General features: G+C 60.0%; 21 protein-coding genes and 1 other annotated feature. Of the genes, 10 read left to right on the top strand and 11 right to left on the bottom strand.

Annotation, left to right across the window (positions count from 1 at the left end; all coding sequences use genetic code 11):
• Together IIY41_RS00130 and gltX are read right to left on the bottom strand one after the other, a co-directional pair.
• Positions 1–205 (bottom strand): hypothetical protein (locus tag IIY41_RS00130; protein ID WP_287399077.1); only part of this gene is annotated, 205 nt, incomplete at its 3' end.
• 265 nt (positions 206–470) lie between these two features.
• Positions 471–1,925, bottom strand: coding sequence for a glutamate--tRNA ligase (gltX, locus tag IIY41_RS00135; RefSeq protein ID WP_009322063.1), 1,455 nt, complete (start codon positions 1,923–1,925; stop codon positions 471–473).
• 363 nt (positions 1,926–2,288) lie between these two features.
• Between gltX and trpS the strand changes: the two genes are divergently transcribed.
• On the top strand, positions 2,289–3,287 hold the full coding sequence (gene trpS, locus IIY41_RS00140; RefSeq protein ID WP_134107598.1) for a tryptophan--tRNA ligase: 999 nt from the start codon (positions 2,289–2,291) through the stop codon (positions 3,285–3,287).
• A gap of 142 nt (positions 3,288–3,429) precedes the next feature.
• Positions 3,430–3,675 (top strand): AbrB/MazE/SpoVT family DNA-binding domain-containing protein, encoded by a 246-nt coding sequence (locus tag IIY41_RS00145; protein WP_009322065.1) that lies wholly within the window; start codon positions 3,430–3,432, stop codon positions 3,673–3,675.
• Positions 3,676–3,809: 134 nt separating this feature from the next.
• Here IIY41_RS00145 and IIY41_RS00150 read toward each other — a convergent pair whose 3' ends face one another.
• On the bottom strand, positions 3,810–4,502 hold the full coding sequence (locus tag IIY41_RS00150) for a helix-turn-helix domain-containing protein (RefSeq protein WP_009322066.1): 693 nt from the start codon (positions 4,500–4,502) through the stop codon (positions 3,810–3,812).
• A 246-nt stretch (positions 4,503–4,748) separates the two neighbouring features.
• Between IIY41_RS00150 and IIY41_RS00155 the strand changes: the two genes are divergently transcribed.
• Positions 4,749–5,393 carry a histidine phosphatase family protein gene (locus tag IIY41_RS00155; RefSeq protein ID WP_009322067.1) on the top strand — a complete coding sequence of 215 codons (645 nt, stop codon included), beginning with the start codon at positions 4,749–4,751 and terminating at the stop codon, positions 5,391–5,393.
• Entirely contained in the window at positions 5,390–5,911 is a 522-nt protein-coding gene (locus IIY41_RS00160; protein ID WP_058723377.1) for a cob(I)yrinic acid a,c-diamide adenosyltransferase, read from the top strand. The genes IIY41_RS00155 and IIY41_RS00160 overlap by 4 nt, the downstream gene beginning before the upstream one ends.
• Before the next feature lie 235 nt (positions 5,912–6,146).
• On the opposite strand, the gene hemW is transcribed toward IIY41_RS00160, so the two are convergent.
• The 3 genes from hemW to IIY41_RS00175 form a co-directional block, all read right to left on the bottom strand.
• A complete protein-coding gene (gene hemW / locus IIY41_RS00165; protein ID WP_287399085.1) occupies positions 6,147–7,232 on the bottom strand; it encodes a radical SAM family heme chaperone HemW in 1,086 nt (361 codons plus the stop codon).
• A gap of 250 nt (positions 7,233–7,482) precedes the next feature.
• Complete coding sequence (nagB, locus tag IIY41_RS00170) at positions 7,483–8,220, bottom strand: glucosamine-6-phosphate deaminase (RefSeq protein ID WP_055079538.1); 738 nt, start codon at positions 8,218–8,220, stop codon at positions 7,483–7,485.
• Positions 8,221–8,352: 132 nt separating this feature from the next.
• A complete protein-coding gene (locus IIY41_RS00175; protein ID WP_055079539.1) occupies positions 8,353–9,156 on the bottom strand; it encodes a helix-turn-helix transcriptional regulator in 804 nt (267 codons plus the stop codon).
• A gap of 135 nt (positions 9,157–9,291) precedes the next feature.
• Between IIY41_RS00175 and IIY41_RS00180 the strand changes: the two genes are divergently transcribed.
• A complete protein-coding gene (locus IIY41_RS00180; protein ID WP_287399089.1) occupies positions 9,292–10,401 on the top strand; it encodes an ABC transporter ATP-binding protein in 1,110 nt (369 codons plus the stop codon).
• A 105-nt stretch (positions 10,402–10,506) separates the two neighbouring features.
• Here IIY41_RS00180 and IIY41_RS00185 read toward each other — a convergent pair whose 3' ends face one another.
• The 4 genes from IIY41_RS00185 to pheS form a co-directional block, all read right to left on the bottom strand.
• Positions 10,507–10,812, bottom strand: a complete 306-nt coding sequence (locus tag IIY41_RS00185; RefSeq protein WP_009322073.1) for a hypothetical protein — start codon at positions 10,810–10,812, stop codon at positions 10,507–10,509.
• Positions 10,813–10,833: 21 nt separating this feature from the next.
• Complete coding sequence (locus tag IIY41_RS00190) at positions 10,834–11,079, bottom strand: IreB family regulatory phosphoprotein (protein ID WP_009322074.1); 246 nt, start codon at positions 11,077–11,079, stop codon at positions 10,834–10,836.
• Positions 11,080–11,261: 182 nt separating this feature from the next.
• On the bottom strand, positions 11,262–13,640 hold the full coding sequence (gene pheT, locus IIY41_RS00195) for a phenylalanine--tRNA ligase subunit beta (protein ID WP_287399092.1): 2,379 nt from the start codon (positions 13,638–13,640) through the stop codon (positions 11,262–11,264).
• Between the two features lie 19 nt (positions 13,641–13,659).
• On the bottom strand, positions 13,660–14,679 hold the full coding sequence (pheS, locus tag IIY41_RS00200) for a phenylalanine--tRNA ligase subunit alpha (RefSeq protein ID WP_009322076.1): 1,020 nt from the start codon (positions 14,677–14,679) through the stop codon (positions 13,660–13,662).
• Between the two features lie 67 nt (positions 14,680–14,746).
• Positions 14,747–14,998, bottom strand: a binding site (T-box leader).
• Between the two features lie 321 nt (positions 14,999–15,319).
• On the opposite strand from pheS, the gene acpS reads away from it, so the two are divergent.
• The 4 genes from acpS (at position 15,320) to IIY41_RS00220 (ending at position 17,395) form a co-directional block, all read left to right on the top strand.
• Positions 15,320–15,739 (top strand): holo-ACP synthase, encoded by a 420-nt coding sequence (gene acpS, locus IIY41_RS00205; RefSeq protein WP_205486116.1) that lies wholly within the window; start codon positions 15,320–15,322, stop codon positions 15,737–15,739.
• A gap of 54 nt (positions 15,740–15,793) precedes the next feature.
• Positions 15,794–16,261 (top strand): GrpB family protein, encoded by a 468-nt coding sequence (locus tag IIY41_RS00210; RefSeq protein WP_502709809.1) that lies wholly within the window; start codon positions 15,794–15,796, stop codon positions 16,259–16,261.
• The gene (locus IIY41_RS00215) at positions 16,258–16,917 is read left to right on the top strand and encodes an HD domain-containing protein (RefSeq protein WP_009322079.1); all 660 of its coding nucleotides are present in this window, start codon (positions 16,258–16,260) and stop codon (positions 16,915–16,917) included. The genes IIY41_RS00210 and IIY41_RS00215 overlap by 4 nt, the downstream gene beginning before the upstream one ends.
• Positions 16,918–17,035: 118 nt before the next feature.
• Complete coding sequence (locus IIY41_RS00220) at positions 17,036–17,395, top strand: type II toxin-antitoxin system PemK/MazF family toxin (RefSeq protein WP_009322080.1); 360 nt, start codon at positions 17,036–17,038, stop codon at positions 17,393–17,395.
• A gap of 295 nt (positions 17,396–17,690) precedes the next feature.
• Here IIY41_RS00220 and murC read toward each other — a convergent pair whose 3' ends face one another.
• The gene (murC, locus tag IIY41_RS00225) at positions 17,691–19,067 is read right to left on the bottom strand and encodes a UDP-N-acetylmuramate--L-alanine ligase (RefSeq protein ID WP_205488566.1); all 1,377 of its coding nucleotides are present in this window, start codon (positions 19,065–19,067) and stop codon (positions 17,691–17,693) included.
• A gap of 151 nt (positions 19,068–19,218) precedes the next feature.
• Between murC and IIY41_RS00230 the strand changes: the two genes are divergently transcribed.
• Positions 19,219–20,037: a hypothetical protein gene (locus IIY41_RS00230; RefSeq protein WP_287399095.1), complete on the top strand. Its 819-nt coding sequence runs from the start codon at positions 19,219–19,221 to the stop codon at positions 20,035–20,037.
• The last annotated feature ends 36 nt before the right edge of the window (positions 20,038–20,073 follow it).

Consider the following 20,073-nt stretch of genomic DNA (forward strand, 5'->3'; position numbering starts at 1 on the left):
CGGCGGCGCACACCGCGTAGGGTGTGGGCACAGCCGCCGCGAAGCAGAGCCCCAGAGGGCGCAGGCCGCCCAGCAGCGGCGCGCCGGCGCCCAGCCAGCCCAGCAATGCGGCGCAAAGCTGGAACGCAAGAGGCAGAAGGCGTTGGGGCACGCCCGTGCGCATCGCCTTTCGCACCACGGGCCTTTCACGGAGTTTGACGGACATGTGGGTCACCATTCTTTCCTTCCGGGCTTTTCCGGCACGGCGTTGGACGGTGTGCGCCGGATCTGCCCGCTTTCTTTTCCCGCCCGGGCGGGGCGCTTTCCCGAAGAAAGGCATAAACCGCGCGCGGGCCGCATATCTATGGCAGGGTACCCACAATTATAAAAGTCCCCGGCAGAAGATTTTGTCTCTTCATGCCGGGGACTTGTTAAATTTGGTAATTTTTTACAATTACCTCCGTTTTGCCGATGTGACAGGGAGATAGCCTTTACAGGCGCTGGATGGCGGCTTTGACACGGGCGACCGCTTTTTCCTTGCCCAGCACAGCGGCCAGCTCGATGCCGCCGCCGGGGGTGAACTGCTTGCCAGACACCGCCACACGCAGAGGCCACAGCATAAAGCCGTTTTTCACGCCTTTTTCCTCAATCAGAGCAAACAGGGCAGCATGCACCGCGTCCCGGGTGAAGCCGTCGGCCGGAATGGCCTCCAGTACGGGCAGAATGGCTTCCAGCGCTTCCTTGGCGGTCTCGGCGGTGGTCTTCATTTTCTTGTTGGTATACATGGCAAGGTCATACTCGGGCATTTCGTCGATAAAGTCGATCTGCTCGGGGATATCGCTCATCAGCTCGCACCTCTGGTGCAGCACCTGGGCCAGCAGGGCCTTGTTGCAGGGCGTCTTGACGACACTGTCGATATACGGCTCGGCTTTTTCGAAAAACGCCTCCTCGCTCATGGCGCGGATGTATTCGGCATTGATATAGCGCAGCTTCGCGGGGTCGAAAATGGCGGGAGCCTTGCCGATGCCGCTCTCGTCGAACACCTCGATCATCTCTGGCAGCGTGAAGATCTCGCGCTCGCCCTTGGGACTCCAGCCCAGCAGCAGAATGTAGTTGAGCACGGCTTCTTTCAGGTAGCCTTTGGCGACGAGGTCCTGATAGCTTGCGTCTCCGTTGCGCTTGGACAGCTTGTTCTGCGCGTCCTTCATCACGGGCGGGCAGTGAATATAGGTGGGGATATCCCAGCCGAAATCCTTGTACAGCAGATTGTATTTGGGCGTGCTGGAAAGGTATTCCGAGCCTCGGATGACATGGGTGATGCCCATCAGATGGTCGTCCACCACGTTGGCGAAGTTGTAGGTGGGCATGCCGTCGGTCTTGATGAGGATCTGGTCATCCAGCGTGGCGTTGTCCACCTCGATGTGGCCGTACACCACGTCCTCAAAGCTGGTGGTGCCGGTTTTGGGCATTTTCTGGCGGATGACGTAGGGAAGGCCGGCGTCCAGCTTTGCCTGCACCTCCTGGGGCGAAAGGCTGCGGCAGTGGCCGTCGTAGTGGGGAGCCTGGCCGCTGGCTTTCTGCACCAGGCGCATTTCATCCAGACGCTCCTTGTCGCAGAAGCAGTAATAAGCCTTGCCTTCTTTCACAAGCTGCTCGGCATAGCCCTTGAACATGCCCATGCGTTCACTCTGCACATAGGGGCCGACGGGGCCGCCGATGTCCGGCCCCTCGTCCCAGATGAGGCCCGTTTCGCGCAGGGTATTGTAGATGATGTCCACCGCACCCTCCACATAACGCTCCTGGTCGGTGTCTTCGATGCGCAGAATAAACGTTCCGCCGGCGCTTTTGGCTTTTAAAAACGCATAGAGGGCGGTTCGCAGGTTGCCTACGTGCATGTAGCCCGTGGGGCTGGGGGCGAAACGGGTACGGACGATATTCGATGCCATAGCTTTGGTACTCCTCAATTTTTGGATTTTGCCCGGCGCAGCCGGACGGACATGAAAAAACGGCGTTCCGCCGCGCTTTTATTCCTTATTAAGTTTAGCCGCAAGCAGGCTGTTTGTCAATTGCCCGGCCTGTTAAAAAAACGTTTGCAGCCCGGACACGCGCCGGGAAAACACCCCTACAGCGCAAAATTGCCCTTTTGCGCGCCGGAAAGGAGAACGGAGGGACCCCAAAAAGCGGCCGCGCAGCACAAAGCGTTTGGCATCCCGCAGAGGTTGGCGATTTTGCCGGCGGCCTCGATTGCTTTCAGGCTTAGGGTGTGCTACAATAATTTATATATTGTAAAAAAGCAGGGGGAACCCGAAATGGAAGAACAAAAAAAACGCATCCTGAGCGGCATCCAGCCCACCGGCACTTTTACGCTGGGCAATTATGTGGGCGCGGTGCGCAACTGGGACGCGCTGCAAAGCGATTATAACTGTATTTATATGATCGCCAACATGCACGCCATCACCGTGCGCCAAACGCCGGCGGACCTGCGCCGCCAGACGCGGGAGGCTGCGGCGCTGCTGCTGGCTTGCGGCATCGACCCGGACAGGAGCGTGCTGTTCGTACAGAGCCATGTGCCCGCTCATGCGGAGCTGTCGTGGGTGCTCTCCTGCAGCACGCCCTTCGGCGAGCTGACGCGTATGCACCAGTTTAAGGAAAAGAGTGCCAGGCATCCGGAGGATATCAACGCGGGCCTGTTTACCTATCCTGTGCTCATGGCGGCTGACATCCTCATCTACAATGCCGACCTCGTACCCGTGGGCATCGACCAGAAGCAGCATCTGGAGCTGGCGCGCAATGTCGCCCAGAGGTTCAACGGCGTATACGGCGACACCTTCGTGGTGCCCGACGGCTACATCCCCAAAACAGGAGCCAAAATCATGAGCCTGCAGGAGCCGGAGAAGAAAATGAGCAAAAGCGACACCAACGTCAACGGCTTTGTGCTGATGCTGGACGACGCGGATACCATCGTGCGCAAATTCAAGCGCGCCGTAACGGACTCCGACGGATGCGTGCGCGCCGCCGGGGACAAGCCCGGCGTCACAAATCTGATGAGCATTTACAGTGTGTTCACGGGCCGCGATTATGCCGCCATTGAGAAGGAGTTCGCGGGCAGGGGCTACGGCGAGTTCAAGCTGGCCGTGGCCGAGGTGGTGAAGGATGCTTTCGCCCCCATCCAGGCCGAATACAAACGCATCCTGGCGGACAAGGCTTATCTGGACGGCGTGCTCACCGAGGGCGCGCGGCGTGCTGCCGCCATTGCGGACCGCACAGTGACAAAAGTCTACAAAAAAGTCGGTTTTTTGCAAATTTAACCGTATTTTAGCGTATATCAGTTTACAAATTGTTAAAATATTCTTTTTATTCCACATATTGACAGATTCTGTAAAATTCTGTATAGTAATATCAATGATATCCGGCGGGAGGGATACCCGCCGGAAAAAGGAAGTGGGAGAATTGAAATCTACGGGAATCGTACGTCCGGTGGATAATCTGGGCCGTATTGTGCTGCCGATCGAGCTGCGCCGGGTACTGGATATCGACAAGGACGCCGCGCTGGAAGTATATGTGGACAATGACAGCATTGTGCTCAAAAAGTACCAGCCTGCGTGCATCTTCTGCGGCAGCGCCGAAGGCGTCGCGCAGTATCAGGGCCGGAACATCTGCGGCGCATGCCGTGAGGCGATCGCGGCCCTTAAATAAAAGGCGGGGCGTCCCCGCTGCCGGAGCTGCGTCCAACGCATTCCGGCTGTTTTCCGTGTAGCCAGCAGCGCGTAAAAAGCCGCCACAAAGTGGCGGCTTTCCTTTTGTGAAAATTCATGCTATGATAAAAAAGCTTATTTTTCCTTTTCGATGCGGGCCTCGCTCGTCTTGATGAGGTTCAGCAGGCTGGTGGCATACAGAGGATAATCCCGCGAAAGGCTTTCTGTCGTCATGGCAAAGGCGCTGGTGTCCTTCAGCGGCGCGCCCAGGCCGATGTCCTCGCCCGCGAGAATGGCCTTAACGTTGGATTCCGCAATGTGCATCGCGGCGTCGGAATAGCCGCCGTACAGATTTTTCTTCACGCCGAACATGCTGCTGGTGTTTTTCGGTCCCGCGCCATATACCAGACGGAACATTTTATACACAGCCAGCATCAGATAACCGGAGATCTCGCCCACAAGGCCCTTGTCCGGGCAGGCGTTCAGCTTGTCGTACAGGATATTCAGGCTGTTGGAGATGAGCTTTTTGTTGAAAGTGGGCAGTACGCTGCCGCGGAACACGCCGTCCTTTGCGCCTTCGGGGCTGGGGATATCCTCCACCGAAAGGGTGAGGCCGCTTCGGTCCGCGCTGCGGCCCAGCAGGTAATCGCAGGAAACGCCGTAATAATCAGCCACGCGCACCACAAATTCAAGCCCGCATTCGCGGATGCCTTTTTCGTAGTGCGACAGCAGCGCCTGGGAAACGCCCAGATCTTCGGCGGCCTGCTTTTGCGTCACGCCCTTTTCTTTGCGCAGAAGCGTGATGATCCTGCTGAAATCCGATACCATTACCGCATACCCCTTACACAATTACGTACTGTAAATTATAGTACAGCAAAAACATTTTGTAAATACAAAAATTTCCGAAAAAACCCCACGGCCCGGCCGGGTCCGACAGGGTTTGCTATATCTTCGGCCCAACGCCGCCCATGTGCCTAAATATAGTGGGCGGGCTGGAGATTTTGGCCAAAAATGTGGCTGAAAAATAATTAAAACCGCTGAAATTCCCGCAGCGGACCGATAGGAGGAACTTTTATGAAAAATTACCGCCTGTATCTTGTGCGCCACGGCGTCACGCAGGGCAACCTGGACGGCATTTATATGGGCAGCGGGACGGACCAGCCCCTGTGCGCACAGGGCGCGGCGCAGCTGCGCGCGTTGGCCGCACGCTTCCCGTATCCCAAAGCAGAAACGGTGTTTTCAAGCCCTATGCGCCGCGCGGTGGAGACTGTGGAGCTGCTGTTCCCGGACGCAAAGGATAAGATCATCCTGGCGGACCTGCGGGAAAACGCCTTTGGCGAATTTGAGGGCCGTAAGGTGACGGAGCTGGTGCAGGATGCGCATTTCAAGCAGTGGATGGACCCGGCGCAGCACTATACGCCCGAGGGCGGGGAGCCTGCGGCGGAGTTCCACAAGCGCTGTTCGGATGTGCTGATGGGCATGTTTGAATTTATGATGAAAAGCAATATCTCCGAAGCGGCGTGCGTCACCCACGGCGGCGTCATCATGAGCATGCTGGCCCAGCGCGGCATGCCGCGCCGCGCGCCGGAGCTTTGGATGGCGGACAGCGGCTGCGGTTATCTGCTTCAGTGCAGCCCGGAGCTGTGGATGCGCGACGGCATCGTGGAAGTGAGCGATATCATCCCGTTTGGATATCTGGATGAAGAGGAGGGAAAATGATGGGCATGGTACACATCTATACCGGGGACGGAAAAGGCAAGACGACGGCTGCCGTGGGCCTTTGCACCCGGGCCGCGGGCCACGGTAAAAAAGCCGCGTTCTATGAATTTTTAAAGGGTGCAAAAACCGGCGAGGCAAAGAGCCTGGCTGCGCTTGGCGTGGAGTTTTACTGCCCGGTGGAACGGGAAAAATTCACCTGGACGATGACAGAAGAGGAAAAAGCGGAATGCCGCGCCCGCCAGGCGGACACGCTTGCCCGTGCGGCGGCACACATGGCGGAGTATGACCTTGTGGTACTGGACGAGGTGCTGTGCGCGGTGAACGCCGGGATGCTGTCTCTGGCGGATGTGCTGCGCACAGTGCGGGAGAAAGCGCCGAACACGGAGCTGGTGCTCACCGGGCGCGGTGCGCCGGAGGAGCTGATTGCCCTGGCGGATTATGTGAGCGTCATCGAGGCGCGCAAGCATCCCTTTGCCGACGGCGCGCGCACCGCGGCCCGGGAGGGCGTGGAGTATTGAAAAAGCCTTCTGCGCGGCAATAAATAAAAAATAGCCGCAGGCTGTTTTTTGGCCATGCGGGCCGTCCCCGGCCTGCGGCCATTAAAATGAGCTTTTTATAGCTTTGCTGTGCAAAGTTATAAAAAAGTTAAATCATAGGACACCTGGAGAGAAGAACGCCCGGCACTCCGGCACAGAGCCTGCGCCGGGTGTTTTTTTGAAATGGAAAGAAAGTGTACCGGACAGTAAAAAAGCTTTACACAAGCTCGCACAGGATGCTGTTCTGAACCAGCATTCCCCGGGGCGTCAGGCGCAGGACGCTGCCGTCGAAAACAGCCAGTCCATGCTCCGCAAGCGTTTGCAGGAACCGGAGCTTTTCGGAGGAGAAGGATACGCCGTACCGCGCGCGCAGCGCGCTCAATGAAAGCCCGCGGGAAAGACGGAGCTGGAGCATGATGTAATCTTCGGCGGTGCATTCGCCCTGGGGTTCGTACACCGCGGGCGCGGCAAGGAACGCGGCCGTGCCCGCCGGCGTGGCAAAGCGCTTGCCGCCCATGCAGCTGTGCGCCGCGGGGCCAAGGCCAAGATAATCGCCGCAGTCCCAATAGATCCGGTTGTGGCGGCTTTCAAAGCCGGGGCGGGCGAAATTGGAAATTTCGTATTGCGCGTAGCCCAGCGCCGCCAGCTTTTCCACGGCGGCAAGATAAAAATCCGCAGCCGCGTCGTCGCCGGGCAGCGCTTCCGGCGGGCGCTTGCCGAACACCGTGTTCGGCTCGATCTTCAGCAGATAGCCGCTGATGTGGGTGCAGCCGCTCTCCGCCAGCAGGGCGATGGTTTCGTCCAGCTCGGCCATGGTATAAGCGGGCAGCGCAAGCATCAGGTCGCCGCTGATGTCGGTGAACCCTGCCTGCACGGCCATTCCCAGCGCGCGGCGGCTTTGCGCCGCGGTATGGCGGCGGCCCAGGCGGGCCAGGCTGTCGTCCCGCGCCGTCTGTATGCCCAGCGAAAGGCGGTTCACACCGGCCCGGCGGAACGCGGCCAATCGCTCGGGCGTGACGGTCTCGGGGTTGGCTTCGAGCGTGATCTCCGCACCGGGCACCGGCCCGGCGGCGCGGATGAGACGGGCCGCCTGCGCGGGCGTCAGCAGCGAGGGCGTGCCGCCGCCGAAATAGAGCGTGTCGGGGCGCAGCGGCGTGGAGCCGCAAGGCGAAAAACGGTCCATTTCCCGGCACAGGGCGTCAATGTACGCCTCGGGTACACCGTCCGGGCATGGGGTGGAATAGAAGTCGCAGTAACGGCATTTGGAACGGCAATAGGGGATATGGATGTAAAGGCCAAACATATTACACCTCATTGGACGTTTATTACCTTAACTTTATCCGGAATAGAGATAAAAGTCAATCTTGAGTGCGCCTTTGCGACAGGCCTCAAAAGAGGCGGAACAAGATATTTGCGGAGAGAGTAAGAGGCCACGCGTTTTCGCGCGGCGAACGCAGCGGCGGCAGGGCGGTTTTTCTGCTGTGAAAAACACAGCGGCCCGCTCCGGTTTCCCGGCGGCGGGCCGCTGCAACGGCGTTTTTCAGCTGTTGGCGTCAGGCTCTGTAGCCCACGGCGTCGGCCAGCTCCCTGTCGATGACGACGACGGCGTCCTCGTGCATCTTCAGCATCGTGGAGGGGTTTTGCGTGGTGATGACGTCGTCCATGATCAGCCCCTTGATGGCCGGGACCTTGGCAAGGCCCGTAGCGGCCAGAACGACCTTTTTCGCGGCGAGGATATCGCCCATGCCCATGGTGATGGCCATGGTGGGCACGTCCTCTTTTTTCTCAAAGAAGCGGGCGTTGGCGTTGATGGTGCTCTCGGTCAGCTTTTCGGTGTGGGCCACGGCGATGAGGTGGTCGCTGGCCTCGTTGAATGCGATGTGGCCGTTGTTGCCGATGCCCAGCAGCTGCAGATCCGCCGCGCCGCCCTCACGCACCTTTTCCTCCAGCTCGCGGGCATTGGCCTCGAAATCGCCCATGCCGCTGGCTACAAAGGTGTTCTTTTTATCAATGTTGATGTGGTCGAACAGATTGGTGTCCATGAAATAGCGGTAGCTCTGGTCATGCGTGCCGGGGATACCGCAGTATTCATCCAGGTTCACGGTGTGCACGCGGGAGAAATCCACCTCGCCGGCCTTATTCATCTCAATGAGCTTTTTGTAAATGGGCACCGGCGTACCGCCCGTGGCAAGGCCGAGCTTGGCATCGGGCTTGGCGTTTACAAGTTCCTTGATCATATTGGCGATGACCGCGCAGGTCTCGTCATAGCTGTTCGTTACGATAACTTTCATGGAAGTCGCTCCTTTTTCTTTATTTTAAAGGCTTCTTTACTTTTAATCATAGCGTTTTTTGCGTGGGGTTAAAAGGCGTAAAAAGCCTTTAATTTTGCACAAACGTGCGCGGCGCTGCAAAATGCGGCCCTCTCAAATGTACAGCGCGCTTTCCAGCTCGTTCACCGCGCCTCCGCGCGCCGCGCCCGCGTTCTGCGCGCGGAAAGCGGCGGGCGTTTGCCCGGTGTGCTTTTTGAACACCTTGCACAGGTAGTTCGCGCCCGAAAAGCCGCACAGCGTGGCCACTACTTCCAGCGGGTAATCCCGCCGGGCCAAAAGCGCCTTGGCGGCGTCCAGCCGGACACCCGTCAAATACTGCCCCGGCCCCACGCCCATTTCAGCCGAAAACACCCGCACCAGATGGCTTTTGCTCACGCCCAGCTGGGCGCTCAGCTCCTCCACGCCGTACAGGCCTGCATAATTCTGGCGGATGGCCAGCACCGCATCCGCCACCAGCGGCGAAAGCCGGGGAACGGCCGCGTCGGCGGCGGCAAGTTCGCACAGAATATGGTAGCACAGCGCGGAAAGCCCGGCCGCGCCGCCGCGTTCCATGGCGGCGGCAAGCTCGCCCAGCAGCTGGGCGGCCATGGGGCAGGCGCTGCAGTCGCTGGCAAGCGGGGCGGGCAGGCCCGCGGCTGCGGCCTGTGCAGCTGTGCCGGAAAAACCAGCCGCCAACACGTGGCAGCCGGTCACGGGCGTTACCTCAACAGCCACGCCTCCCGCAAGGAACAGCCCGCCCGCCGCCAGAAGCACGGGCTCGCTGTCCGCGGAAGCGGCCGCGCGCCCGCTGCTGGCCAGCACCACCGTAAAAGGCGCGGCGGGCAGCAGCACAGGCGTTTCGCCTGTGACCTCCCGGCAGAACACCGGCGTGCAGACGGCGCTTTCGTCAAATATCAACAATATCCACTCCGTATCAATATTTTACTATTTAAAACAGCGTTTCCAGCTGATATTATTATATTAAAGACGGAACCAACCGTCAAGGATATCAACAAAATCCAAAATTATAGAAGAATACGGAGGCTGATTCTTATGGCAAGCATTAGCTTGAAAGGCATCTACAAGATTTATCCGGGCGACGTGACCGCCGTTTCCGATTTCAACCTTGAGATCGAAGACAAAGAGTTTATCATTCTCGTCGGCCCTTCCGGCTGCGGTAAATCCACCACGCTGCGCATGATCGCCGGCCTGGAGGAGATCTCCAAGGGCGAGTTGTACATCGGTGACCGCCTGGTGAATGACGTTCCCCCGAAGGACCGCGATATCGCGATGGTGTTCCAGAACTATGCTCTGTATCCGCACATGACGGTTTACAAGAACATGGCTTTCGGCCTTGAGCTGCGCAAGACCCCGAAGGACGAAATCGACAAGCGCGTGCGTGAAGCCGCCCGCGTGCTAGACATCGAGCATCTGCTCGACCGCAAGCCGAAGGCTTTGTCCGGCGGCCAGCGCCAGCGTGTTGCCCTGGGCCGCGCCATGGTGCGTAACCCGGCCGTGTTCCTGCTCGACGAGCCCCTTTCCAACTTGGACGCCAAGCTGCGTACCTCGATGCGCACCGAGATCATCAAGCTGCACCAGAAGCTGGGCACCACGTTCATCTACGTTACGCATGACCAGACCGAGGCTATGACCATGGGCGACCGCATCGTGGTTATGAAGGACGGCCTGATCCAGCAGGTGGACACTCCGCAGAACCTGTACGATTATCCGTGCAATATGTTCGTCGGCGGCTTCATCGGCAGCCCGCAGATGAACTTCCTGGACGCTACTCTGGTGAAGGAAGGCTCCAACTACTATGTTGACCTGGGCGGCGACAAGCTGCTCATCGCTCCGGAGAAGGTTACTTTCGCGCTGGATGCTTATGTCGGCAAGGCGATCAAGGCCGGTATCCGTCCGGAGGACATCAAGGACGACGAGGAGTTCATGGAGAAGCACAAGGACGCCACCATCACCGCGCATGTGGAAGTTTCCGAGCTGATGGGCTCTGAGATCTACCTGTACCTGGAGTACAAGGATTACAAGATGACGGCCCGCGTGAACCCGGGCAGCAGCGCGAAGAATGGCACCGATGTGAAGGTCGCCATCAACACCAAGAAGCTGCACCTGTTCGACCCGGAGACCGAACTGGCCATCCTGAACTAAGCAGTACAGAGCAATAACAGCAACCAAAGCCCCGGCGCTTTTGCGCCGGGGCTTTTTTGTACACAAAAAAGCCGAGCGGAGTCTTTCCCCGCCCGGCTTCGCCGATTATTTTTTCTCTTCCTTTTTCGCGTCCAGCAGGGATTTCTCCAACCAGATGGTGCCGATCTCCAGCGCGCTCCACAGGCCGTTTTTATCGCTCTGCTTCTTCATGCGCTCGATGGGGCTTTTGGTGGTGTCGGTGGACAGCAGCGTAACGTGGATGCGGTCCGCCACCTGCACGCCGTTTTCTTCCTTGCTGGTGAGCACCTGCATGAAGATGACGTACGGGTCCGACAGGCTGCCGTAATAGATGTCGTTTTTGCAGCGCACCAGCGGACGGCCCTTATATGTGAGTTTGGGTGTAAAAGCCATGAAACGGGTCTCCTTTTAAGATTATTCGCCGAGGTAACTTTTCAGCAGCGCCTGCAGCAGATCGTCGCGGTCGATCTTGCGGATCAGGGAGCGGGCGCCCTGATAAGTAGTGATATAGGTGGGATCTTCCGAGAGGATGTACCCCACAAGCTGGTTGATGGGGTTGTAGCCTTTCTCCTTCAGGGCGCGGTAAACCTCCGTCAGCACGGCGCGGATCTCGCGGTCCTTATCATCGTAAATGGAGAAGATGGTGGTCGGTTCGCTCATACTCTCATTCCCTCCTACAAAAGCGTTCGGTATCAATCTATATTGTAGCCTAAAAGAGCCGCCGATGCAAGCATTTGGGGCAAAAACGCCGCAATCGGTATTGGGGGCTGCCGGCAAAGCAGCGCCTGAGAAGCATTGGCGCCGGGCTTACCGGCAGCCCCATTCCGGTTCGAACCCCATTTTCAGCTGCGCAGCTCCACGCCGATTTCCGCCAGGTTCGCCAGTACCTTTTTCACGGCGTTTTCGGCTTCTTCGTCGGTGAGCGTGCGGTCCGCCGCGCGCAGAACCAGACTGTACGCCAGACTCTTTTTGCCCGGAGCCATATGCTCGCCGGTGTATACGTCGAACAGCGTCAGGCTTTCCAGCGCTTTTCCGGCAGCCTTACGGATGCGCGACGCGATGTCTGCCGCGGGCACGGCGTCGTCCGCCACCAGCGCAAGGTCACGGGTAATGGCCGGGTGCTTGGGCAGCTGCTTGAACGCGGGGGTGCCGCCGCGGTGAGCGAACAGAACGTCCATGCGCAGCTCGGCGGCCACAACGCGCGGCTTTACGCCGTAGTTGGCCAGCACGGCGGGGTGTACCTCGCCAATGGTTCCCAGCTTATCTTCGCCCAGCCAGATATCCGCGCAGCGGCCCGGATGATACGATGTGCCCGCCGTGTTGCGCGCAAAGCGCGCGTCTGCAACGCGGGCCGTTTCCAGCAGCTTTTCCACCACGCCCTTCAGGCCGAGATAATCCCAGCCCGCGCCGTAGGCGCCCAGCATCAGGGTTTCCGTCTCGGTGGGGAGCTGGTCCGGGTCGGCGTTGGGGGTATAGGTGGTGGTGTCCTCAAACAGCGCGCACTCGGCGGCGCGGGCGTTGCAGTTGCGCGCGATTACATCCATCATGCTGGGCAGCGCCGTGGTGCGCATGATGCTGGTGTCCTCGCCCAGAGGGTTCGAGATGACCAGCGCGTTGCGCAGCGGGTCGTTTTCCGGCAGATTGACGGCGTCGAAGGCCTTTCGGCTGTAAAAGCTGAAGGTTTCGATCTCGTACATGCCGTAGCCCACCAGCGCGTTCATCAGCGTTTCATGGAAGGTCTGGCGCTCGGTGGGGCGGGCGCTGGCCACGCCCCGGATGGCCGTGCTGGGCATTTTGTTGTAGCCCACAAAACGGGCAACCTCTTCGGCCACGTCGCAGTCCCGCTCCATATCCCAGCGGCTGGAAGGGATGATAATATCGTCGCCGTCCATCCTGAAGCCCAGCGGCAGCAGGATATTTACCATCTGCGCTTTGTCCAGCTGCGTGCCCAGCAGGCGGTTCACCGCATCCACGCGCAAGGGGATGCGGCGTTCTTCGCGCTTGTGCACCCAGACGTCCACCACGCCGTTCACCACGTCGCCCGCGTCCAGAAGCTGCACCAGCTCCAGCGCACGGTCCAGGCAGCGGCGGCAGCCGTTGGGGTCCAGCCCTTTTTCATAGCGGCCGCTGGCCTCGGTGCGCATGCCCAGCTTTTTGGCCGTGGTGCGCACGGAGGGGCCGTTGAACATAGCGCTTTCGAACACGATGGTGGTAGTGTCGTCATACACGCCGGAAAACTCGCCGCCCATGACACCCGCCACGGCGATGGGGCCTTTTTCGTCGGCGATGACGAGCATTTCCTCACCCAGCGTGCGGTTTGCGCCGTCCAGCGTTTCAATTTCCTCGCCGGGCTTCGCGTTGCGCACGGTAATGTGCCCGCCGTTTACATATTTATAGTCGAAGCAGTGCATGGGCTGGCCGTATTCCAGCATGACATAGTTGGTGATGTCCACCAGGTTGTTGATGGGGCGCACGCCGCACAGGCGCAGGCGCTCGCGCATCCAGCGGGGGCTGGGCTTCACGCGCACGTTTTCCACCACTGCGCCCACATAACGGTAGCACAGTCCGGGGTTTTCAATGTCTACCTTCAAAAAGCGGTTCACATCGCCGTGGCCGGGTTTTACCTGCGGCTCGTGGTCCAGAAAGGGCACGCCGAAGGTAGCGGCGGCCTCCCGCGCCAGACCGCGCACGGCCAGACAGTCGGGCCGGTTGGGCGTGATCTCAAAATCCACGCACACGTCGTCCATACCAAGCGCCTTCACAGCGTCTGTGCCCACGGGCCATTCCTCGTCCAGCACCAGAATGCCGTCCTCGACGGCGTTTGGAAAATCGTGTGTAGTAAGGCCCAGCTCGGACAGGCTGCACAGCATGCCGCCCGATTCCACGCCGCGCAGCTTACCCCTGCGGATCTCCTTGCCGCCGGGCAGCTTTGCCACGTGCAGTGCGGCGGGCACAAGGTCGCCCACCTTCAGGTTGTTTGCGCCTGTGACGATCTGTACCGGCGCATCGCGGCCCACGTCCACCTGGCACACTACCATATGGTCGGAATCCGGATGGGGGACGATCTCCAAAATTTTGCCCACGACGACGTTTTTTATGCCGTCGGCCTCGCACTCGTAGGTTTCCACCTTGCTGCCGCTCATGGTCATGCGGTCGGCAAATTCCTGGGGAGTGCATTCAAATTCGGCGAACTCTTTCGCCCAGTTCATCGGCATTTTCATGGTCTATACACTCCTTTGTTCAGAATTGTTTGAGAAAACGCAGGTCGTTTTCGTACAGCAGGCGCATATCGTCGATGCCGTAGCGCATCATGGCGATGCGCTCCAGCCCCACGCCGAAGGCGAAGCCGGAATACACCTCGGGGTCGATGCCGCAGTTTTCCAGCACCTGCGGGTGCACCATGCCGCAGCCGAGGATCTCGATCCAGCCCTCGCCCTTGCACATGCTGCAGCCCTTACCGCCGCACTTAAAACAGCTCATGTCCATTTCGGCGGACGGCTCGGTGTAGGGGAAGTGGTGCGGGCGGAAGCGCACGCGCGTTTCTTCGCCGTACAGCTTTTTGATGAAAAGCTCCAGCGTGCCTTTCAAATCGCTGAACGTCACGCCCTTATCCACCACAAGGCCTTCGCACTGGTGGAAAATGGGGCTGTGTGTGGCGTCCACCGCGTCGGAGCGGTAAACGCGGCCCGGGCAGATGATGCGGATGGGCGGCTTCTGCTTTTCCATCGTGCGAATCTGCATGGGGCTGGTCTGCGTGCGCAGCAGCACGTTTTCGGTGAAATAGAACGTATCCTGGGTGTCCCGGGCCGGGTGGCTCTTGGGCATATTGAGCATTTCAAAATTGTAGTGGTCCAGCTCCACCTCGGGGCCGGAAACGATGTCGAAGCCCATGCCCAGAAAAATTTCCTTCAGCTCGCCCAGCACCTGCTCGAAAGGGTGGCGCTTGCCCTGCGCGGGCGCTTTGCCCGGCAGCGTTACGTCGATTTCCTCAGCGGCCAGGCGCGCGGCGAGCGCCGCGCTTTCCAGCTCTTTGGTGCGGCGCGCGATATCGGCTGTGATGGCCTCGCGCACCTCGTTGGCCAGCGCGCCGACGACGGGCCGTTCTTCGGCGGAAAGCCGGCCCATCTGCTTTAAAATGGCCGTCAGCTCGCCCTTCTTGCCCAGAAAGCGCACGCGCAGTTCGTCCACGGCGGCGGCGTCGGCCGCCTGGGCAATCAGCGCGTCCGCGCTTTGCCGGATGTTTTGCAATGCTTCCTTCATACCGTTCTCTCCTTTGTATGTTTTGCGGGACGAAGCGGAAAAAGAAAAAGCCCCGCCCCTGCGCTTTGACAGGGACGAAGCTTACCTGTTCGTAAACTCCGCGGTACCACCCACGTTTTTGCCGTACGATTGTACAAGAGCAAACACTCTGTTGTTCTGTAACGGGAACACCCGTCTCTGCCTACCAGCCGCAGCCTTCAGCAAAGCCACTCGTGAGTGAACTTCGGCGCGAAACCATCCCCGGGCGCTTGCAGCCTGCGGCGCCCCTCTCTGCAGGAGGACGGAACCTCGCGCGTACTCTCTCAGTCAACATGTTTGACGCATTTATTATACAAGCCTTTGCGCCGGATTGCAAGGCTTTTTTGGCAGAAGGACGCCGGACGCGGGGGAAATGGCGGAGCGGCGGAATGGTATATGATAAAAGAAAATAAAAGGAAAGGGCGCGGTGCAAAAAGGCGTTTGCCGGGGCTGTGTTTTCTGTAAAGCAACAGAACTTTACATAGCTTTTCCCCGGGCATCTCTTTTCCTTTTTTGCATTTTGCAGCGACGGATTTTACATTCCTCCGCTTCCTTTTTGCACGCGGATGGGATATACTGAAACTAGAGCGCAGTGTGGAAGGGAAACGAGGGGGAGCGGCGGATGATCATGGGCATCGGCGTGGACATGGTAAGCGAGGCGCGCGTTGCGCGAAGCATCAAGCGGCCGGGCTTTCTGGAAAAGGTATACGGCCCTGCGGAGCGCGCTTTGCTGGAGGGCCGGGGCATGCGCCCGCAGACGGCGGCGGCCAATTTTGCCGCAAAGGAAGCCTTTGGCAAGGCACTTGGCACAGGGCTTTTGCGGGAGTTCGCACTGTGCGAGGCCGAGGCGCTGCGGGATGAAAACGGCGCGCCGTATTTTTCCTTTTCAGGCCGGGCGGCGGCGCTGATGCAGGCGCGCGGCCTGACGGCGCATCTTTCGCTGACCCACGAGGGCGGCGCCGCCGCGGCCTTTGTGGTGCTGGAGCGGCGCGAGGCATCGGCCTCCCTGAAGGAGGAACCGGAATGCAGCACATTACGGTAGTGCCTTACGACCCAGCCTGGCCTTTATGAAGCGGAGGCGCAGGCCATCGCGGGGGTGCTGGGACAGCGGCTCACGGCCATCCATCACATCGGCAGCACGGCGGTGCCCGGGCTGGCTGCAAAGCCCATCATCGACATTATGCCGGTGGTGCGGGCCGTCACGGAGACCGATGAATGCCGCGCGGATTTCGAGGCGTTGGGCTACGAATATTTGGGCGAGTTCGGCATTCCGGAACGCAGGTATCTGCGCAAGGGCGGCGATGAACGGACGCATCAGATGCATATTTTTGCCTCGGACGATGTGCACGCCATTGCGCGGCACTTGGCCGTGCGGGATTATCTGCGCGCCCATCCCGCCCGCGCGGCGGCTTACGGCGCGCTCAAGCTGGAACTGGCGGCCCGGTTCCCTTATGACATCGACGGCTACTGCGACGGCAAGGACGCCTTTGTTGGGGCGCTGGAGCGCGACGCGCTGGAATGGCGCGCCGCCTGTGATTTGAAAAATGGGAGCAACAAAGCATGATAACACCAACCGAGATCAAACAAAACGAACAGATCCGCACTTACATTGAAAAGGCAGACGAAGCGCTGGCCGCGCTGGGCTATACCGAGCACAGCTACGCACACGTGACGCGCGTTGCGCATTTTGCCGAAAAGATCATGGCCGACCTGGGCTATCCCCGGCGCATGCAGGAGCTGGCGTGGATCGCCGGGTATATGCACGACATCGGCAACGTCATTAACCGCATCGACCACGCCCAGAGCGGCGCGGTGATGGCGTTCCGTATTCTGGACAAGCTGGGCATGCCCGCGGATGAGATCGCAACCGTGTGCTCGGCCATCGGCAACCACGACGAAAGCACGGCCTTCCCCGTGAACGCTGTGGCCGCCGCGCTGATTTTGGCTGACAAAACGGACGTGCGCCGCACCCGCGTGCGCAACCGGGACAAGGCCACCTTTGACATCCACGACCGTGTGAACTACGCGGTGGAAAAGGCCAGCACCACGCTGGACGCCGCCGGAAAGGCCGTAGTGCTGGACCTGCAGCTGGACACCGGTATGTCGCCCGTCATCGACTATTTTGAAATATTCCTCGAGCGCATGCTGCTGTGCCGCAAGGCCGCTGAAAAGCTGGGCCTTTCCTTCCGGCTGGTGGTGAATGGCCAGACGGTGCTGTAAGCGCGGCGAAAAACGGAACAATGTGCCGTGTTTTGGCGCATGTGATTAAGCGCCTCCCGGCGCGGGAAAGCTATTCTTGCCGGCAAGCAGGAAGTTTTTCACGCAGGGAGGTTTTTGATTGGAGCACAAGGAAGTAAAGCGCGGCGAGGTATTTTACGCCGACCTGAGCCCTGTCGTTGGCAGCGAGCAAGGCGGCGTGCGCCCCGTACTTATCGTGCAGAACGACGTGGGCAACCGCCACAGCCCCACGGTGATCGCGGCGGCTATCACGTCCAAGCAGGATAAGACGAACCTGCCCACCCACATTGGCATCAAGGCGGGCACCGGGGGCCTCACGCGGGACAGCGTAGTCCTGCTGGAACAGGTGCGCACGTTGGACAAGCGCCGTCTGCGGGAGCGGGCGGGGCAGATAGACCCCGACGTGCAGCGCCGTGTGGACGAGGCGCTGGAAATCAGCTTCGGGCTGGAGACGTTCTAGGGCAGCACCGCACAATTCATGGCTGTCGCCTTAAGTGCCGCCCCGCTTGCATATTTTCCGGCAGCTGTCACAAAAAACCTCGTGAATACACAAAGTATTCGCTGCGTTTTTTGTTTAAATTGCCAAAAAATCTGCCGGCGCAATTCGGCACTTAGAATTGTGCGGTATTGCCCTGGACCTTTCAGACAGAACAAAGCGGCGCCCGGCATGCTGCATGCCGGGCGCCGCTTTTCCGTGTGCAAAACTGCAAAGCCCGGCCCCGCTGCGGGGGCCGGGCTTTTTCGCGGGGTGCGCCTTACGCTTCCCAGGCGACCATCTTTTTTGCGGCTTTATAGATATCGCCGCAGCCCAGCGTGATGACAAGGTCGCCCGGCCGGGCGTTTTTCATCACATGGTCCACGACCTCGTCAAAGGTGTCGTACCACACGCTGCCGGGGACCTTGGCGGCAAGGTCCTTCGTTCGGACGGCGTAATCCTCCGCGCGTTCCCGGCTGCCCATGATCTCCGTCATCACCACTTTGTCCGCGATCTGCAGCACCCGGGCAAAATCGTCCAGCAGCATCTGCGTGCGGGTGTAGGTGAAGGGCTGGAACACGGCCCACACGCGTTTGTAGTCCATTTCCTTGGCGGCGCGCAGCGTGGCCTCCAACTCGGTGGGGTGATGGGCGTAGTCGTCGGCGATGGTCACGCCGTTTACCTCTCCCAGAAACTCAAAGCGGCGGCCGGCGCCCCGGAATGCGTTGATGCCCCGGGCGCACTCGTCGGCCGTGCAGCCGGACATCGTGGCGCATGCGAAAGCGGCCAGCGCATTGTACACATTGTGGCGTCCGGGCACCGAAAGTTCAATGTGCACTGCGGGCACACCCAGTACCTGCACGTCGAAGCAGAAGAACGATGGGCGGTATTCGCGCACATGCACGGCGCGGTAATCCGCGGGCGTGTCGATGCCGATGGTGCGGATGTGGCGGTCCAGATTGTGTATGACCTTAACGGTATTGGCGTCGTCCAGGTTGGCAATGACGGTGTGCGTGGTGAGCAGTGCGAATTTGCGGAAGGATTCCTCCAGGTTCTCCATGGTCTTGAAGAATTCCAGATGGTCCGCGTCCACGTTCAGGAGCACCGAGATATAGGGCACCAGATGCAGGAAGGTGTTGCTGTATTCGCATGCCTCCACCACGATCTCGCGCCCTGTGCCGTAGCGGCCGTAGGCGTCGATGAGCGGCAGCTTGCCGCCGATGACGGCGGCGGGGTCCGCGTGAGCCATCACCATGATCTGCGTTGTCATAGCCGTGGTGGTGGTTTTTCCGTGTGTGCCCGCGATGCAGATGGGATGGGGGTAGGTGTTGGCCACATAACCCAGAAGGATGCTGCGCTCCACGGTGGGGATACCCAGCCGGTGGGCCTCTTCGATCTCCGGGTTGCCCCTCATGATGGCGGCGGTATACACCACCAGCTCGGCTCCGTGCACGTTTTCGGCCTTGTGTCCCATGGAGATCGGGATGCCCAGCTTGCGCTCGCGGTCGATGATATCGCCCTCGTTCACGTCCGAGCCTGTGATCTCATAGCCCACTTCATGCAGGATCTGCACCAGCGGGAACATGCCGCTGCCGCCAATGCCCACAAAGTGCAGCTTGGTTTTGCCGTCCAGCAGTTTGCTGTCGAATGCGTTCATATCTATCACCTCGTAAAAATACGCCTTGTTCTTTTAACATTATATATTGATTTGATGGTAAAATAAACAATTTCCCGTAAATTTGGCCGGAAAGGGCATTTTCTGGTATACTGGAAAAAACAAAACCGGAAGCAAAGGGGCGCGGATACGGATGGATGTAGCGTTTGAAGGCGCGCATATGATATGGGACGGTGTGCTCCGCTGCACGGCGGACGACCCGGAGGCCTACTATGCAGCGGATGCGCGGCGGGTGCTGGAGCTGTTCGTGCTGGCAGCGGAGCAGGGACTGGAGCTGGAGGCGGATACGCTGCTGGCTGCGGCCGGGGCTGCGCCGGGCGTGCGGAGCCTGTCCGGGCGCGCGGCGGGTGCAGCGGCACAGCGGCTTTTGCTCTCCGGCGCACCCGAGGCACTGGGCGTTTTGTGCGCCGCAGGGGCGTATGCATCTTTCGGGCTGCCGCAGCGCGCGCCCTGTCTGCATGGCCTGGCGGAGGCGCCCGCCGTGCCTATGGCGCGGTGGTGGCTGTATCTGCGGCGGTGCGGGACATCCGCCGTGCGGGACGCATCGCTGTGCGCCGCGCTGGAACTGGACGCCGCTCTGCCGGAGCTGATGGCTGCTCTGGACGTGCTTGCTGCCCGCAAAACACCGCCCGCGGACCGGCAGCAGCTGAAGCGTGTGCTGAGCCGCCTGCCGGAGGCGCTGGACTATGACGCTGCCGCGCGCACGCTGGCTCTGGCGGACCCGCGCTGGAACAGCCAGCCCGCACTGTACGCGGCGCTGCGCCTCTCCCGTGAGCCTTATCTTCCCGCCCAGCTCGCCGTCACCAGTGCGGAGCTGACGGCGGCGCACATTCGGGGCGGACGGCAGGCATGGGTCCTGCGGGGCCTGCTGGACGCGGTCATCGCCGCGCCGCAGATCAACTTCCCGGAAGCGCTGCTGGCGCTGGCGAAAACGCTGGCCGGGCAGGCATGAGCCGCCGAAAATGTGAAAACACTGGAAATAGGCGGC

The organism is Ruthenibacterium sp., assembly GCF_017421385.1.
Taxonomy (GTDB): Bacteria; Bacillota; Clostridia; order Oscillospirales; family Ruminococcaceae; genus Ruthenibacterium; species Ruthenibacterium lactatiformans.

Bases quoted from the DNA above. Each gene is read 5' to 3' on its own strand.
- gltX (WP_009322063.1), bottom strand. From the start codon at position 1,925: ATGGCATCGAATATCGTCCGTACCCGTTTCGCCCCCAGCCCCACGGGC.
- trpS (WP_134107598.1), top strand. From the start codon at position 2,289: ATGGAAGAACAAAAAAAACGCATCCTGAGCGGCATCCAGCCCACCGGC.
- IIY41_RS00150 (WP_009322066.1), bottom strand. From the start codon at position 4,502: ATGGTATCGGATTTCAGCAGGATCATCACGCTTCTGCGCAAAGAAAAG.
- IIY41_RS00155 (WP_009322067.1), top strand. From the start codon at position 4,749: ATGAAAAATTACCGCCTGTATCTTGTGCGCCACGGCGTCACGCAGGGC.
- IIY41_RS00160 (WP_058723377.1), top strand. From the start codon at position 5,390: ATGATGGGCATGGTACACATCTATACCGGGGACGGAAAAGGCAAGACG.
- hemW (WP_287399085.1), bottom strand. From the start codon at position 7,232: ATGTTTGGCCTTTACATCCATATCCCCTATTGCCGTTCCAAATGCCGT.
- nagB (WP_055079538.1), bottom strand. From the start codon at position 8,220: ATGAAAGTTATCGTAACGAACAGCTATGACGAGACCTGCGCGGTCATC.
- IIY41_RS00180 (WP_287399089.1), top strand. From the start codon at position 9,292: ATGGCAAGCATTAGCTTGAAAGGCATCTACAAGATTTATCCGGGCGAC.
- IIY41_RS00185 (WP_009322073.1), bottom strand. From the start codon at position 10,812: ATGGCTTTTACACCCAAACTCACATATAAGGGCCGTCCGCTGGTGCGC.
- IIY41_RS00190 (WP_009322074.1), bottom strand. From the start codon at position 11,079: ATGAGCGAACCGACCACCATCTTCTCCATTTACGATGATAAGGACCGC.
- pheT (WP_287399092.1), bottom strand. From the start codon at position 13,640: ATGAAAATGCCGATGAACTGGGCGAAAGAGTTCGCCGAATTTGAATGC.
- pheS (WP_009322076.1), bottom strand. From the start codon at position 14,679: ATGAAGGAAGCATTGCAAAACATCCGGCAAAGCGCGGACGCGCTGATT.
- acpS (WP_205486116.1), top strand. From the start codon at position 15,320: ATGATCATGGGCATCGGCGTGGACATGGTAAGCGAGGCGCGCGTTGCG.
- IIY41_RS00215 (WP_009322079.1), top strand. From the start codon at position 16,258: ATGATAACACCAACCGAGATCAAACAAAACGAACAGATCCGCACTTAC.
- murC (WP_205488566.1), bottom strand. From the start codon at position 19,067: ATGAACGCATTCGACAGCAAACTGCTGGACGGCAAAACCAAGCTGCAC.
- IIY41_RS00230 (WP_287399095.1), top strand. From the start codon at position 19,219: ATGGATGTAGCGTTTGAAGGCGCGCATATGATATGGGACGGTGTGCTC.